The organism is Stenotrophomonas sp. YJH_SMC_19, from assembly GCF_059367915.1.
In genome coordinates, this window is record NZ_JCAFRI010000004.1 from 54,430 (window position 1) to 70,271 (window position 15,842).

General features: G+C 66.8%; 14 protein-coding genes. 11 read left to right on the forward strand and 3 right to left on the reverse strand.

The features are described 5' to 3' along the window. Positions 1-8: 8 nt before the first annotated feature. Both AC5P5R_RS06405 and AC5P5R_RS06410 read right to left on the reverse strand, forming a co-directional pair. A complete protein-coding gene (locus AC5P5R_RS06405) occupies positions 9-986 on the reverse strand; it encodes an FKBP-type peptidyl-prolyl cis-trans isomerase (protein WP_005413927.1) in 978 nt (325 codons plus the stop codon). 96 nt (positions 987-1,082) lie between these two features. Beyond that, positions 1,083-1,670 (reverse strand): glutathione peroxidase, encoded by a 588-nt coding sequence (locus tag AC5P5R_RS06410; protein ID WP_005410259.1) that lies wholly within the window; start codon positions 1,668-1,670, stop codon positions 1,083-1,085. A 365-nt stretch (positions 1,671-2,035) separates the two neighbouring features. Between AC5P5R_RS06410 and AC5P5R_RS06415 the strand changes: the two genes are divergently transcribed. From AC5P5R_RS06415 to AC5P5R_RS06445, 7 genes are all read left to right on the forward strand, one after another. Then, a complete protein-coding gene (locus AC5P5R_RS06415; protein ID WP_005410260.1) occupies positions 2,036-2,272 on the forward strand; it encodes a hypothetical protein in 237 nt (78 codons plus the stop codon). A gap of 2 nt (positions 2,273-2,274) precedes the next feature. Further along, on the forward strand, positions 2,275-2,634 hold the full coding sequence (locus AC5P5R_RS06420; protein ID WP_005410261.1) for a GntR family transcriptional regulator: 360 nt from the start codon (positions 2,275-2,277) through the stop codon (positions 2,632-2,634). Beyond that, positions 2,634-3,509, forward strand: a complete 876-nt coding sequence (locus AC5P5R_RS06425; protein WP_005410262.1) for an ABC transporter ATP-binding protein — start codon at positions 2,634-2,636, stop codon at positions 3,507-3,509. Before AC5P5R_RS06420 ends, AC5P5R_RS06425 begins: the two co-directional genes overlap by 1 nt. After that, on the forward strand, positions 3,506-4,534 hold the full coding sequence (locus AC5P5R_RS06430; protein ID WP_005410263.1) for an ABC-2 transporter permease: 1,029 nt from the start codon (positions 3,506-3,508) through the stop codon (positions 4,532-4,534). The genes AC5P5R_RS06425 and AC5P5R_RS06430 overlap by 4 nt, the downstream gene beginning before the upstream one ends. A 25-nt stretch (positions 4,535-4,559) precedes the next feature. Further along, positions 4,560-5,447, forward strand: a complete 888-nt coding sequence (locus AC5P5R_RS06435; protein ID WP_060380458.1) for a GIN domain-containing protein — start codon at positions 4,560-4,562, stop codon at positions 5,445-5,447. Positions 5,448-5,477: 30 nt separating this feature from the next. Beyond that, entirely contained in the window at positions 5,478-6,089 is a 612-nt protein-coding gene (locus tag AC5P5R_RS06440; protein WP_005413931.1) for a YggN family protein, read from the forward strand. A 100-nt stretch (positions 6,090-6,189) separates the two neighbouring features. Then, positions 6,190-6,615, forward strand: a complete 426-nt coding sequence (locus AC5P5R_RS06445; RefSeq protein WP_033833950.1) for a hypothetical protein — start codon at positions 6,190-6,192, stop codon at positions 6,613-6,615. A gap of 103 nt (positions 6,616-6,718) precedes the next feature. Here the strand turns inward: AC5P5R_RS06445 and AC5P5R_RS06450 are convergent, their stop codons facing one another. After that, positions 6,719-8,146 carry a class II fumarate hydratase gene (locus AC5P5R_RS06450; protein ID WP_060380459.1) on the reverse strand — a complete coding sequence of 476 codons (1,428 nt, stop codon included), beginning with the start codon at positions 8,144-8,146 and terminating at the stop codon, positions 6,719-6,721. Between the two features lie 293 nt (positions 8,147-8,439). On the opposite strand from AC5P5R_RS06450, the gene purB reads away from it, so the two are divergent. The 4 genes from purB (at position 8,440) to AC5P5R_RS06470 (ending at position 15,823) form a co-directional block, all read left to right on the forward strand. Further along, positions 8,440-9,807 carry an adenylosuccinate lyase gene (gene purB, locus AC5P5R_RS06455; RefSeq protein WP_049403132.1) on the forward strand — a complete coding sequence of 456 codons (1,368 nt, stop codon included), beginning with the start codon at positions 8,440-8,442 and terminating at the stop codon, positions 9,805-9,807. Positions 9,808-10,484: 677 nt separating this feature from the next. Continuing rightward, positions 10,485-11,900 carry a ribosomal protein uL16 3-hydroxylase gene (locus AC5P5R_RS06460; protein ID WP_012480783.1) on the forward strand — a complete coding sequence of 472 codons (1,416 nt, stop codon included), beginning with the start codon at positions 10,485-10,487 and terminating at the stop codon, positions 11,898-11,900. A gap of 8 nt (positions 11,901-11,908) precedes the next feature. Beyond that, complete coding sequence (locus AC5P5R_RS06465; RefSeq protein ID WP_012480784.1) at positions 11,909-12,805, forward strand: GNAT family N-acetyltransferase; 897 nt, start codon at positions 11,909-11,911, stop codon at positions 12,803-12,805. 186 nt (positions 12,806-12,991) lie between these two features. Next, positions 12,992-15,823, forward strand: a complete 2,832-nt coding sequence (locus AC5P5R_RS06470; RefSeq protein ID WP_005413939.1) for a 2-oxoglutarate dehydrogenase E1 component — start codon at positions 12,992-12,994, stop codon at positions 15,821-15,823. Positions 15,824-15,842 lie beyond the last annotated feature (19 nt).

The following is a 15,842-nucleotide window of genomic DNA, read 5'->3' on the forward strand; positions in this document are numbered from 1 at the left end:
GTGGTGGCTTACGGCAGGACGCCCAGCAGCTCGACGTCGAACGTCAGAGTCGCGTTCGGGCCGATCGGGCCACCCGGCGTGCCGTTCTCGCCATAAGCCAGATTGCCCGGGATCCAGAAGCGGTACTTCGAACCGACCGGCATCAGCGCAACGCCCTCGGTCCAGCCCTTGATCACCTGGTCCAGGCCGAACTCGGCCGGCTGACGACCATAGGAGCTGTCGAACACGGTGCCGTTGAGCAGCTTGCCTTCATAGTTCACGCGCACCTTGCTGCTCGGCAGCGGGCGCTCGCCGCTACCCGGGCGGATGACCTGGTACTGCAGGCCCGAGGCCGTCGTCACGACGCCCGGCTGGGTCTTGTTCTTGGCCAGGAAGGCATTGCCTTCTTCGCGGTTGGTCTGCGCAGCAGCGGCAGCCTTGGCCTGCATTTCAGCCTGCTTGCTGCCCATGAAGGCCTGGATGGTGGCGGTCGCGTCAGCTTCCGTCATCTTCGGCTGGCCCTTGGTCAGGCCGGTGCTGATCGCGTCAAACAGCGAGGCAACATCGATGTCGTCCTTCAGCTGCGCCAGCGACGGGCCCACAGAGTAGGAACCGATCATCTGCGACACCTTGACGCGGTCGACCTTCGGCGGCTGCGAACCCGGCGCCATGCCCGGCACCTGCTGGCCGCTGCGGGCCATCACGACCTGGCGCAGGGCCGCGTCGGTGGCCTTGGCCTGTTCCTGGGTGATCTGCGGCTGCAGGCCTTCGAACGAACGCTCCACGGCGGTGCGCAGCGCGGCCACGTCGATCTCATCGGCGATCGGGGTGAACGACTTGGCCACGTCCAGGCCGATGGCGTAGCCGAGCTTCTGCTTGGGGGAATTCAAGGTTGCGGTCTCCTTGGCGGCTGCGGGGGCAGCCGATTGTTGCGACAGAGCGACACCTGAAGTGCCCATCGCCAGAATCAGAACCGACGCCGCGGCGCCGCGCATTCCCATCTTCATTCGCTGCATTCCTGGAAGTGTCTGGGCGCCGACGTCGGCGCGAAAAGAAGCATTGTCGCACGCATGCCGTCGATGTCGAGGCATCCGTGCCGGATATCAATGTGCGGCCGCTGCGGCCAGCGCCTTGTCGATGGCCGCAGTCAGCTGCGGATCATCCGGCGTCACCTTGCTGGCGAACTGGGCGATGACCTTGCCATCGCGGCCGACCAGGTACTTGTGGAAATTCCAGCCCGGTGCCACGCCGGTGGCCGCGGTCAACCGTTGATAGAGCGGCGTCGCCTCCGCACCGACCACGTGCACCTTCTCGAACATCGGGAACTTGACCCCGTAGGTGAGCGTGCAGAAATCCTGGATCTGCTTCTCGTCACCGGGCTCCTGGCCCTTGAAATCGTTGGACGGGAAGCCGAGCACGGCAAAGCCGCGGCCGGCATAGCGCTTCTGCAGCGCCTCCAGGCCTTCGTACTGAGGGGTATAGCCGCACTTGCTTGCGGTATTGACCACCAGCAGCACCTGCCCGTGGTAGCGCTGCTGCAGGTTGACCTGCTGCTTGCTGGCCAGCGGGCGGTAGTCGAGGTCGAGAAGATCGGCCGCCAGCACCTGAGTGGAACCGGCCAGGCCGGCTACCAGCAGGGTCAGCAGGGACAGGCCGCGCAGGCGGCGCGGCATAACGGTCGGCAAGGGCATCGAGAGCAGTCCGCGGTGGCCATTCACAGGGCCGGCCGGTAGCGGCCGGAGTCGGCCGAACTATAGCACCGGGCCCCCTTCCCCCTTGTTGCAAGGGGCGCCTGTGGCTTTGCGCGGCGTGGCGCTTTCCTGCACGACCCGCCAGCAACGGCGCAGTAATGACATAGCATGGACAACACTGAATGGAAGGCGGGCCTGGGTCGGCCCGCGCCAGAACCTGATTTCCCTTCCGAATCAATCAGATAAACGGATATTTCAGCGATTTGACCACCCCTGCCATCAGTTGGGGACGGCAAGGGGTTGCACGTAGGCGTGCCGGTGTTATAGTTGCATACAACACCAGTCACCTGAGACAGGGGGAAGCCATGAACGCCCGGATCCGTCGCAACCTCACCGCACCCGCGGCCGCTGCTGTTTCGACCCTGATCGTGCTGGCCTGGCTGGCCACGCCCACCGCCCCCGCCTCGCCCGACAGTGCGCAGGATGCAATCGCTACACCGGCCGGGAACGCCGATTCCTCCCCCCCTCCCCCGCGTCGGCTGCACAGCTCCCTGTCCATGCCGTATTTCTCGTTCGCCCAGCCGCTGACCCCACGGAGCTGAATATGAGCGACATCCAGTGGAGCGACGGCGCTCCCATCTACCGTCAGTTGAAGGAGCGCGTGATCGCCATGATGCTCGACGGAATCCTCAAGCCGGGCGATGCCCTGCCTTCGGTGCGCCAGGTGGCCGCCGATTACCAACTGAACCCCATCACCGTTTCGCGCGCTTACCAGGAACTGGCCGACGAAGGCCTGGTCGAAAAGCGCCGCGGGCTGGGCATGTTCATGACCGAGCAGGCCGCCACGCAGCTGCGCAGCAGCGAGCGCGAGCGCTTCCTCAATGAAGAATGGCCGGCCGTGCTGGAGCGCATCCAGCGCCTGGGCCTGAGCCTCGACGAATTGCTGCCCCAGGGGAAAGTCTGATGAATAGCACCGCAAGCGAACCGGTCATCACCGCCCGCGGCCTGCGCAAGGCCTACAAGTCCACCGTTGCCCTCGACAGTGCCAGCTTCAGCATTCCGAGCGGGCGCATCGTCGGCCTGATCGGTCCCAATGGCGCCGGCAAGACCACCGCGCTGAAGGCCATTCTTGGCCTCACCTCGGTGGAAGGTGAGTTGAGCGTGCTCGGGCGCGACCCGCGGCTGCACCGCGACGAACTGATGAACGACATCTGCTTCATCGCCGACGTCGCCGTGCTGCCGCGCTGGCTGAAGGTGCGCGAAGCCATCGATTTCGTCGCCGGCGTGCATCCGCGCTTCGACCGCGCCCGCTGCGAGCGCTTCCTGGCCAACACCAAGCTGCAGCCGAAGCAGCGCGTGCGCGAGCTGTCCAAGGGCATGATCGTGCAGCTGCACCTGGCGCTGGTGATGGCCATCGATGCCCGCATCCTGGTACTGGACGAGCCCACCCTGGGCCTGGACATCCTGTACCGCAAGGAGTTCTACCAGCGCCTGCTGGAAGACTACTTCGACGAGCAGAAAACCATCATCGTCACCACCCACCAGGTGGAAGAGATCGAGCACATCCTCAGCGACGTCATGTTCATCCGTGATGGCCGAATCGTGCTCGATGCGGAAATGGACGAGGTCGGCCAGCGTTACACGGAACTGCTGGTCAACGCCGACCAGCTGGAGACCGCGCGCGCCCTGAAGCCGATCGACGAACGCAGCCTGGCGTTCGGCAAGACCGTGATGCTGTTCGACGGCGTACCGCGCGCCCAGCTTTCCACCCTTGGCGAGACCCGCAGCCCGGGCCTGGCCGACCTGTTCGTCGCCGTCATGAAGGGGACCTACGCATGAATGCCGTCAACCATCCCGTCAGCCCCCTCGGCACGCTGCGCTGGCTGCTCAAGCGCGAGTACTGGGAAAACCGCGGCGGTTTCCTGTATGCCCCGCTGATCGCCGGCCTGATATCGCTGGTGATGAGCACCGTTGGCATCGCCTTCGGCCTGTTCGCGCTGAACCGCGCGGCGCGCAACGGTGCGCTGCATGTCGATGGCGAGAGCGTGAACGTCAATGGCCTGGACCTGGCGCTGCTCACCCGCAACATCGACGGCAAGGACCTTGCCGACCTCGGTAACGGCCTTGACCTGACCCTGGTGCTCAGCTCGGCATGGCCGTTCCTGGTGCTGGCCTTCGTGGTGTTCTTCTATTGCCTCGGCGCCCTGTACGACGACCGCCGCGACCGCAGCATCCTGTTCTGGAAGTCGTTGCCGCTGTCGGATACCCAGACCGTGCTGTCCAAGGTCATCAGCGCACTGGTCGTGGCACCGCTGATCGCGGTGATTGCCGGCATCATCACCATGTTCGGCTTCATGCTGATCATCAGCATCGTCGCGCTGATGCACGGTGGCAGCCCGATGGCGCTGATCTGGGGGCCCGCCAGCCCGTTGACCCTGGCCGCTGGCCACCTGAGCTGGATTCCGGTCTACGCGCTTTGGGCCCTGCCCACTGCAGGGTGGCTGCTGCTGTGCTCGGCCTGGGCCAAGAGCAAGCCGTTCCTGTGGGCGGTGATGCTGCCACTGTTTGCCGGCGTCATCGTCAGCACCACCAAGATCATGCCGCTGTTCGGCCTGACCACCGGCTGGTTCTGGCAGAACATCGTCGGCCGCCTGCTGCTGGGCGGCGTGCCCGGCATGGACCTGCTGTACCGCCTCGGCGCAGGTGAAGGTTCGCGCCGCGACCTGGATTCGGTGGTCAGCCTGATGTCCCCCGCCTCGCAGCTGAAGTCGCTGGCGATGCCGGAGCTGTGGATCGGTGCGGCCGTCGGGGCACTGTTCATCTTCCTCGCCATCCGCCTGCGCAAGCGCGCCGGCGAGATCTGATTCCATCCATCCGGAGGCACCACCCATGCGTTCTCTGCTCGCCTGTTCTGCGTTGTTGCTGTTGCCGTTGTCGGCGCTGGCCGCCGATGCTCCGAACTGCAAGTTCACTGCCGCCCGGGCACTGAAGCTGGACGTGGCCGGCGCCAAGACGGTGGTGTTCGAGGTCAACCAGCATGACCTGAAGGTGGTCGCCAGCGGCGGCGGCGGCCAGCTGGACGGCCGCGCCTGCGCGTCCAGCCAGGAATGGCTGGACCAGCTGGTACTGGACCAGCGCAAGGTGGGCGACAAGCTGGTGGTGAGCCTGCGCCGCGACGGCCGCCAAAGCGGCATCAGCCTGGGCAACAGCTACGCCTGGCTGGATATCCGTGGCAGCGTGCCGGACAACCTGCCGCTGCAGTTCAAGGTCGGCTCGGGTGACGCCAGCGTGGAGAACGCACAGTCGCTCAGCGTGGACGTCGGCTCCGGTGACGCGGTGGCCCGCGGTACCCGTGGCAGCATCCACGCTGCAGTGGGTTCCGGCGACCTCAACATCGATGGCGGCAGTTCGCTGAATCTGCTGTCGCTGGGTTCAGGCGACGTCAATGCCCGCAACATCGGCGGCGATGCCATCACCGGCACTGTTGGTTCGGGTGACCTGAAGATCACCGATGTGCGCGGCAACGCACGCCTGGATACGGTCGGCTCCGGCGACATCGAGTTCAAGCGCGTGCAGGGCAGCGTCGAAGTCGGCGTGGTCGGCTCCGGTGGCATCGATCTGGCCGATATCGGCGGCAACGTGCATGTGCGCAGCCACGGCTCGGGCGACATCCAGGTGGACGGCGTACGCGGCAGCCTGACCGTCGATCACAGCGGCAGCGGCGATATCGAACACCGCAACGTCAGCGGCCGGGTCACCCTGCCGCGCAGCAAGTAATCCTCTTCCACACACGTCCAGGGGAACATCATGAACCTGTTGCGCCTGCTGCCCGCCACCCTGCTGTGCCTGCCGCTGATCGCCTGTGGTGGCACGTCCTCCGCCCCCGACAAGAGCGTCGGCAAGAGCGTCGCCGAAGCCACCAGCGGCGTCGGCCAGACCGTCAAGGAAGCCATGGACGATGCCCGCAAGGACATCGCCCAGGGCAACATCAAGATCTCGGCCGACAAGCAGCCGCGTGCGGAGATCACGCCGGATGGCCGCCTGCTGATCGCCGGCAAGGAGGTCGCCGCCAACGACGTCCAGCGCCGCCACCTGCAGGAGTACCGCGGTCACGTGGTCGCCGTTGCGATGGCGGGCATGGATGTCGGGCTGGCCGGCGCCAAACTCGGCGCCAACGCCGCCGGTGAAGCGCTGAAGGGCATCTTCAGCGGCGACAGCGAAGGGGTGGAGAAGCGCATCAACGCCGAAGCCGCCAAGATCGAGGCCCAGGCCAAGCGCATCTGCGATCGCCTGCCGGCGATGCTGGCCAGCCAGCAGGCACTGGCGCGCGAGCTGCCGGCATTCAAGCCCTACGCGACGATGGACCAGAGCGACGTGGACGACTGCGGCAAGGACAACTCGGTCACGTTCTCCAACTGAGACAAATCGACGCACCCGACCGGCTGCGGCCTTCCGTTGCCGGTCGGGCACTGTCGGCGGGCTTACAATGGGCCCCCCGGATGCCCCCGAACCGAACGCCATGAAGAAGTTGTTCCTGCTGCTGGCCGCCCTGCTCTGCCTGGGCCTGGTCGGCTGCGACAAGGATTACCGCAATCACCGCGCCGAGCGCGGCAAGCCCAAGATTTCCGTCAGCGAAGGCATGGTGACCGTGCGCCGCCCGCCGGCACCGAACATCATCATCCTCGGCGACGGCACGATGAAGGTGGACGAGATCCAGATTCCACTGGACGACGGGCAGAAGCAGATGCTGCAGACGATGTTCGGCAAGCTGCAGGTGCTGCGCCAGAACACGCTGGTGGCCGCACCGGCCGATCCGAACATGCAGCCGGTGAAGATCCAGCCGCCGGAGGGCATGGAGGTGATCCCGGCCGACCTGATCCAGCGCATCCCCGAGTTCAAGGATTACACCGACACCTTCGGCAACATCGTCGCCGACCGTCGCTGAAGAAAAACGCCGCCCGAGGGCGGCGTTCTTCGTTTCCGTAGAGTCGAGCCATGCCCGACTCCGGAACAACCGTCGAGCGTGGCTCGACTCTGCAGCCGGCAGATCACCCCCCGGCGCCACCACCGCCAGCCTGGATGCCACCAGCAGTCAGCGCAGTCGGGTCCAGCAGGCGACGCAACTCGGCCTCGTCAAGCCCGCTGTCTTCCAGCGCCACGTCCAGCACCGGGCGCTGTTCCTTGTAGGCACGCTTGGCGATCGCCGCTGCCTTCTCATAGCCGATGATCGGGTTCAGCGCGGTGACCAGGATCGGGTTGCGCGCCAGCGCCTCGGCCACGCGGTCCTCGCGCACCTTCAGCCCTGCGATCGCGCTGTCGGCCAGCAGCCTGGACACATTGGCCAGCAGGCCGATGCCATCGAGCAGGTTCACCGCGATCAACGGCAGGGTGACGTTGAGCTGGAAGTTGCCGGTCTGCCCGGCCACGGTGATCGCGGTGTGGTGGCCGATCACCTGCGCGCAGGCCATCACCGTGGCTTCCGGAATGACCGGGTTGACCTTGCCCGGCATGATCGAGCTGCCCGGCTGCAGTGCCGGCAGTTCGATCTCGCCCAGCCCGGCCAGCGGACCGGCGTTCATCCAGCGCAGGTCATTGGCGATCTTGATCAGTGCCACGGCCAGCGCATTGAGCTGGCCGGACAGTTCCACCGCGTCGTCCTGCGCGGCCAGGCCTTCGAACTTGTTCTCGGCGCTGTCGAACTTGAAACCGGTCTGCTGCTTCAGCGCCTTGGCCACCTGCGCGCCGAAGCGCGGGTCGGCGTTGATGCCGGTACCGATGGCGGTGCCGCCCAGCGGCAACCGGCGCACGCGCTTGAGGCTGTCTTCGATGCGCTCCTGCGCCGAGGCCAGCTGCGCCGACCACGCACCGAATTCCTGCTCGAAGGTGAGCGGCATCGCGTCCATCAGGTGGGTACGGCCGGTCTTGACCACCTTGCGCAGGCTGCGGCCCTTCTTGTCCAGGGTCTTGCGCAGGTGCACCAGCGCCGGCAGCAGCTGCTCGTGCGTCGCCAGCACCGCCGACACCCGCAGCGCAGTCGGAATCACGTCATTGGAGCTCTGCCCCTGGTTGACGTGGTCATTGGGATGCACGGTGGTCTTGCCCGCCTTGCCGGCACGGTTGGCCAGGGTGGCGATGACCTCATTGGCATTCATGTTCGACGACGTGCCCGAACCCGTCTGGTAGACGTCGATCGGGAACTGCGCGTCCCAGTTGCCGGCGGCCACTTCGGCAGCAGAGGTCTGGATGGCCTTGGCCACATTCTTCGGCAGGTGGCCCAGCTCGGCGTTGACGCCGGCGGCTGCGCCCTTGACCAGGCCCAGGGCGCGGATGAAACCGCGCGGCATGCGCTGGCCCGACACCGGGAAATTCTGCACGGCGCGCTGGGTCTGGGCGCCCCACAGGGCATCCGCAGGCACCTGCAGCTCGCCCATGCTGTCGTGTTCGATTCTGAAACCCTTGCTTGCAGCTTTGCTCATTGCATCAACTCCGCACTACTTCAGTTGGGGAAAGGGAAGCGGCGGCTGGCAGGGTGTCGCTTCCCGGGCTGGCGGCTGCGGCCACAATACTCCCTTGCCCGCAGCACGGGATGACGAGGGCGGGCCAGATCGTTCCACCTGCACGGCCGTTCTGCGCGCGCAAGGGTAGTGCCGGCCGCTGGCCGGCAATCCATGCAATCGAGGGCCGGGCGTGGTTGCCGGCCAGCGGCCGGCACTACCTGACCGGCACGTCGTAGAATATGGCCCCCGCCGCTCGTCCCAGCCCTGCCGACATGTCCGATTCCGCCCTGCTCGCCCTGTCCCCGCTCGATGGCCGCTACGCCGGCAAGGTCGACGCCCTGCGCCCGATCTTCTCCGAATACGGCCTGATCAAGGCCCGCATCGTGGTCGAGGTGGAATGGCTGCTGGCGCTGGCCGCCGAACCGGGCATCGTCGAACTGGCGCCGTTCTCCGACGCCGCCGTCGCCCGCCTGCGCGGGTTGGCCGCCCGCTTCAGCCCGGCCCAGGCCGCGCGCGTGAAGGAGATCGAGCGCACCACCAACCATGACGTCAAGGCGGTGGAGTACTTCATCAAGGAACAGCTGAAGGACGACGCCGAGCTGGCTCCGGCGCTGGAATTCGTGCATTTCGCCTGCACCAGCGAAGACATCAACAACCTCAGCTACGGCCTGATGCTGGAACAGGCCCGCCGCGAGGTGCTGCTGCCGACCCTGGACGGCATCGCCACCACGCTGCGCAACCTCGCCCACGCCCAGGCCGGCCAGCCGATGCTGTCGCGCACCCACGGCCAGACCGCCTCGCCGACCACCCTGGGCAAGGAACTGGCCAATGTGGTCGCCCGCCTGGAGCGCCAGCGCCGGCAGATCGCTGCGGTCGAGCTGACCGGCAAGATCAACGGCGCGGTCGGCAACTACAACGCCCACGTGGCCAGCTACCCGGACGTGGACTGGCCGGCCTTCGCCGAGCGCTTCGTGACCGGCCTGGGCCTGGTGTTCAACCCGTACACCACGCAGATCGAGCCGCACGACAATGTTGCCGAGATCGGCGATGCTGCGCGCCGCGCCAACATCATCCTGATCGACCTGGCCCGCGACATCTGGGGCTACATCTCGCTGGGCTACTTCAAGCAGCGGCTGAAGGAAGGCGAAGTCGGCTCGTCGACGATGCCGCATAAGGTCAATCCGATCGATTTCGAGAATGCGGAAGGCAACTTCGGTATCGCCAACGCGCTGTTCGAGCACTTCAGCGCGAAGCTGCCGATCAGCCGCTGGCAGCGTGACCTGACCGATTCCACCGTGCTGCGCGCACTGGGCACCGCGTTCGGCCACAGCCAGGTGGCGCTGGATTCGCTGGCCAAGGGCCTGGGCAAGCTGGAAGTGAACCCGCAGCGCCTGGATGCCGACCTGGACGCGGCCTGGGAAGTGCTGGCCGAGGCCGTGCAGACGGTGATGCGCCGCCACGGCCTGCCGAACCCGTATGAGCAGCTGAAGGCGCTGACCCGCGGCCAGGGCATCACGGCCGAGTCGATGCGTGCGTTCGTGCAGGGGCTCGAGTTGCCGGCGGATGCGAAGCAGCGCCTGCTGGAGATGACCCCGGGCAGCTACACCGGCCTGGCCGAGTCGCTGGCGAAGAAGATCTAAGGGGTTTCCTTTGCGGCGGCGGCCGCGGGCGCTGCCTGCGGCAGGCAACGGCAACGGCAACGGCGACAGCAACATCAACGTCCAGAGCGGCTCTGGATTGCTGCTAGCTGGGCGGGGCGGGAGGGGCCAGCGGGACACGCCGTGAACCCATCCATGGGGGCTCGATGGCGCCATCCATGGCGCCAACGGTCCCGCTGGCCCCTCCCGCCCCACCTCTGACAGATTTCCGGTGACGGATCGAAGAGCGTGGGGTTGTCGGGACGGAATTTGAAAGAGGGACGCGGCTTCGCCGCGTCCCTCTTTTGTTTTGGCACGAGCAAGCGCAGCGCGCGACCCGCTGTTGCTTTTGCTTTTCTTCTTCCATTCCGTGGCGGGCCGCGCAGGAAACTGTCAGGGGCCGGGCGGGGTGGGTTCGCGGGACCGTTGGCGCCATGGATGGCGCCATCGAGCCCCCAGGGACGGGTTCACGGCGTGTCCCGCGAACCCACCCCGCCCGGCCCAGCCCATGAAGCCAGCGCTTTGCGCGACCAACCACCCCGCCACGAGGGGCTCCCCCGTTGGCCGGACACCCCGCGACAATCCCGCGCACGTGCGCAATCCCCACGAACGGCGGACAATGGAGATCTCAGGCGGCCCGCTGCGCCGCCCCTCCCGCTTTCCGCTGCAAGGATTCCCCCATGGCCGCCCGCAAGTCCTCCGCCCCCCTGATCGAAGTCACCGCCCGCCCCGGCCAGCCGCTGGGCATGGCGCCGGCCACCTTCCTGCGCGACTTCTGGCAGAAGCGCCCGCTGCTGATCCGCAACGCCTTCCCCGACTTCCAGACCCCGGTGCAGCCGGAAGACCTGGCCGGGCTGGCCTGCGAGGAAGGCGTGCTGGCGCGCCTGATCGAGCACGACAAGACCCAGGACGGCTGGCGCGTGCGCACCGGCCCGTTCCAGGAAGACGTGTTCCCCGCCCTGCCCGACCATGACTGGACACTGCTGGTACAGGACGTGGACAAGTGGGACCCGGACGTGCGCGCCCTGATCGAGCACTTCAGCTTCCTGCCGCGCTGGCGCATGGATGACGTGATGATCAGCTTCGCCGCCACCGGCGGCTCGGTCGGCGCCCACGTCGACCAGTACGACGTATTCCTGCTGCAGGCCCACGGCCACCGCCGCTGGCAGATCGATGCCAGCGAATCGATCAAGGGCAGGCAGCCGCCGCTGGGCTTCCGCCCCGACGTGGAGCTGAAGCTGCTGAAGGTGTTCAAGCCCACCCACGACTGGGTGCTGGCGCCGGGCGACATGCTCTACCTGCCGCCGAACGTGCCGCACCACGGCGTCGCCGAAGACCCCTGCCTGACCTTCTCCTTCGGCATGCGTGCGCCGTCCTCGGCCGAGCTGATCAGCGACTACCTGGACACCCTGATCGCCGATGCCGACGAGAACATCCGCTACCAGGATGCCGACCTGAAGGTGCCGGCCGACCCGAACGAGATCGACACGGTGGCGATGGCGCGGGTGATCACCGCGCTCAACGCCATCCGCATGAACGATCCGGACAAGCTGGGTGACTGGTTCGGCCGTTTCATCACCACCTACCGCGCGGCCGGCGAAGTGATGGCTCACCAGGCCGCACCGGCAGCGGAGGAAGTGGTCCAGGCCCTGGCCTCGGGCCTGCTGCTGCAGCGTCATCCGTGGGCACGCCTGGCCTGGCGCCGGGCCAAGCGCGGCGCCAGCCTGTACGTCAGTGGCCAGGACTTCGCGCTGCCGGTGAAGGACGCGCAGCGCCTGGCCGGCGCCGAGCAGCTCGATGCCGCCGCCTATCGCGGCCTGTCCGACAAGGGCCGCGCGGTGGTCCAGCAGCTGTTGGTCGGTGGCGTGTTCCAGCTGATCGATCCGAACGAGGTGTATGACGCTGAAGATGAGGATGACGGCGAAGACGCCGTGGTGCTCGGCGAAGTGGTCGAAGGCCGTGACCGTGTCGACGCGATCGACGCCGAGGCGGTGTCCGACGATGTCCACACCGTGACCGTGCACGACGACGGCATCGAGGTCATCGTCAACTTCGAGGATCACGACGAAGACGACAGCGACGACGGTCGCGCCTGAGCCCTGCCATGGTCCGGGTCCAGCAGGTCAGCCACGCCGACGCCCACGTTGCCATCCACGACGTGCGCCAACGCGTGTTCGTGCAGGAACAGGGCATCGCCGCCGAACTGGAACGCGATGCGCTGGACCCGCTCAGCGCCCATGTGCTGGCGCTGGACAGTGACAACCAGCCGGTCGGCACCGGTCGGCTGGCCCCGGACGGCCGCATCGGCCGCATGGCGGTGTTGGCCAGCCATCGCAGCCACGGGGTCGGTGAGGCCCTGCTGGAGGCACTGGTCGATGCCGGGCGCAGGCTCGGCCTGGCCGAGCTGCACCTGCACGCCCAGCTGCCCGCCCGCGATTTCTATGCCCGCCAGGGCTTCCTGCCGGAAGGCGAGGTATTCGAGGAGGCCGGCATCGGCCACCAGCAGATGCGCCGCCGGTTGGGCGCGGCCAGTGCCATCGACAGCCGCGAGCAGGCGGTGGCCATCACCACGGCCATCGTCCACCGCGCCCGCCGCCAAGTGTGGCTGCACAGCCGTCAGCTGGACCCGGGACTGCTCGACGCGCCGCCGGTACAGGCCGCCCTGCGCCGCTTCGTCACCGCCCGCCACGACAAGCAGCTGCGGGTGATCGTGCACGACGCCGCCGCCATCGCGTCTGCCGGGGCGCCGCTGCTGGCCTTGGCTCAACGCCTGCCCAGTGTGATCCAGTTCCGCGAGGCCACCGATCCGGTCGACCGTGCGCTGGCCTCGGCCTGCCTGCTCAACGACGCCGGCGACTTCTACTTTCGTCTGATCGGTCATCGCCTCGACGGCGAGGCAGGCGTCGCACTGCCTGCACGTTCGCAGCCGTTCGAGCAGCAATTGCAGCGGGTCTGGGACCGTTCGCGCGATTGCAGCGAACTGCGTGCGCTCGGCATCTGAGCGGGTACCGCCCACTCAACCTGTCTGGAAGCGGCACCGGGGGACCCGGGATGCCCGTTTTGGTGCCCCTTCCTGTCCGGATGGGGGTACAATTTGGCTGTTTGAACGCGCCCGCGCAGGGCTATTCATCTTCCTGCCGGGTCCTTCTGAAGCCATACCCCACAAAGCGAATCAACACCCTCCATCGTGGACAATCAACTGAAGCAGTTTGCGCAATCTTCGCAGCTCGCCGGCGGCAACGCCTCCTATGTCGAGGACCTGTACGAGCAGTACCTGGTCTCCCCGGACAGTGTCGATCCCAAATGGAAGACCTACTTCGACGGCTTCAAGGGCCGCGAAGCAGGCGACATTCCGCACTCGGCCGTCATCTCCCACATTGCGGACGCGGCCAAGGAAGCGCTGAAGGCCGGCACCGGCAACGGTGCGGGCGACGAGCGTGAACGCAATGTCGGTCGTCTGATCACCGCCTACCGCTCGCGCGGCCACCTGGACGCCCGCCTCGATCCGCTGGGCCTGGCCGCGCCGGTCAACACCCCGGACTTGGGCCTGCCGTTCCACAGCCTGTCCGATGCCGACCTCAACAGCGAGTTCAGCACCGGCGGCGTCGGTGGCCAGCCGCGCATGAAGCTGCGCGACCTGCTGGCACGCCTGAAGGCGACCTACACCGGCTCGATCGGTGCGGAGTTCATGCACATCTCCGAGGTCGAGCAGCGCCAGTGGATCTACAAGAAGCTGGAAGCAGCCGGCGGCAACTACCAGCTGGACGCTGACACCCAGCGCCGCACCCTGGAGCGCCTGACCGCGGCCGAAGGCCTGGAGCGCTACCTGCACACCAAGTACGTCGGCCAGAAGCGCTTCTCGCTGGAAGGCGGCGACTCGCTGATCCCGATGATGGACACCATCATCCGCAACGCCGGCAAGGATGGCGTCAAGGACGTGGTGATCGGCATGGCCCACCGCGGCCGCCTGAACGTGCTGGTCAACACCCTCGGCAAGAACCCGCGCAAGCTGTTCGACGAGTTCGAAGGCAAGTTCGAGCACGACGAGCACGCTTCTGCCGGCGACGTGAAGTACCACATGGGCTTCTCGGCCGACGTGGCTACCGACGGCGGCCCGGTGCACCTGGCGCTGGCGTTCAACCCGTCGCACCTGGAAATCGCCGACCCGGTCGTGGCCGGTTCCGTGCGTTCGCGCCAGGAGCGCCGCAAGGACACCGCACGCAAGCAGGTCATGCCGATCCTGATCCACGGCGATGCGGCCTTCTCGGGCCAGGGCGTGGTCATGGAGCTGTTCCAGATGTCGCAGGCCCGCGGCTTCGCCGTCGGCGGCACCGTGCACATCGTGGTCAACAACCAGGTCGGCTTCACCACCTCCAACCCGCTGGACACGCGCTCCACGCGCTACGCCACCGACGTGGCGAAGATGATCGCCGCCCCGGTGCTGCACGTGAACGGCGATGATCCGGAAGCGGTGGTGTTCGCCGCGCAGCTGGCCTTCGAGTTCCGCCAGAAGTTCGCCAAGGACGTGGTCATCGACCTGATGTGCTACCGCCGTTGGGGCCACAACGAGGCCGACGAGCCGGCGATCACCCAGCCGCTGATGTACCAGGTGATCCGCAAGCACCCGACCACCCGCGAGATGTACGCCGAGCAGCTGGAAAAGGCAGGCGTGATCGCTGCCGGTGCCGGCAAGGCGATGGTCGATGCCTACCGCGAGAAGCTCGATGCCGGTGAGGTGACCACCGAGCTGGCCAAGGTCGAGAAGACCCCGCCGACCAGCCCGCTGTTCGTCGATTGGCCGAAGCTGCTGGAAGGCAAGCTGTCCGACCCGGTCTCGACCAAGGTCGAGAAGAACAAGCTGGTCGAACTGGCCAAGCTGATCAACACCATTCCCGAAGACGTGCAGCTGCACTCGCGCGTGGCCAAGGTCTATGACGACCGCCGCAAGATGGCCGCCGGCGAGATCCCGGGCGACTGGGGCTTTGCCGAGAACCTGGCCTACGCCACCCTGCTCGACGAAGGCCACGCACTGCGCCTGGTCGGCCAGGACGTCGGTCGCGGTACGTTCACCCACCGCCACGCGATCCTGCACGACCAGAAGACCGACAACTACTACATGCCGCTGCGGCAGCTGGTGGATTCGCCGGAGAAGGCCACCGTCATCGATTCGCTGCTGAGCGAAGAAGCGGTGATGGCCTACGAGTACGGCTTCTCCACCACCGATCCGAACACGCTGTGCATCTGGGAGGGCCAGTTCGGCGACTTCGCCAACGGCGCCCAGGTGGTGATCGACCAGTTCATCGCCGCCGGTGAAGCCAAGTGGGGCCGCATTTCCGGCCTGACCCTGCTGCTGCCGCATGGCTATGAAGGGCAAGGTCCGGAGCACAGCTCGGCGCGCCTGGAGCGCTTCCTGCAGCTGTGTGCACTGGAGAACATGCTGGTGGTGGTTCCGTCCACCCCGGCACAGGCCTTCCACATGCTGCGCCGCCAGCTGCACCTGACCACCCGCAAGCCGCTGGTGGTGATGTCGCCGAAGTCGCTGCTGCGCCACAAGCTGGCCGTGTCGACCCTGGACGAACTGGCCAACGGCGAGTTCCAGCACCTGATCGGCGACGCCAGTGCGGACGCCAAGAAGGTCAAGCGCGTGGTGCTGTGCTCGGGCAAGGTCTACTACGACCTGCTGGAAGACCAGACCAAGCGTGGCCAGGACGACGTGGCGATCATCCGCGTGGAGCAGCTGTATCCGTTCCCGCGTGCGCTGCTGGCTGCCGAGCTGAAGAAGTACGGCAAGGCCACCGACGTGGTGTGGACGCAGGAAGAACCGCAGAACCAGGGTGCGTGGTACCAGATCCGCCACCACCTGCAGTTCTGCCTGGCCGACGGCCAGAACCTGCACTACGCCGGTCGCGCACGTTCGGCGTCGCCGGCTGCCGGTCACATGGCTGACCACGTCCGCGAACAGCAGCAGCTGATCGCCGACGCGCTGGTCAACCCGTTCAACGACACGTTCGCTGAATAATCCTCCCCCTATTTAGAAG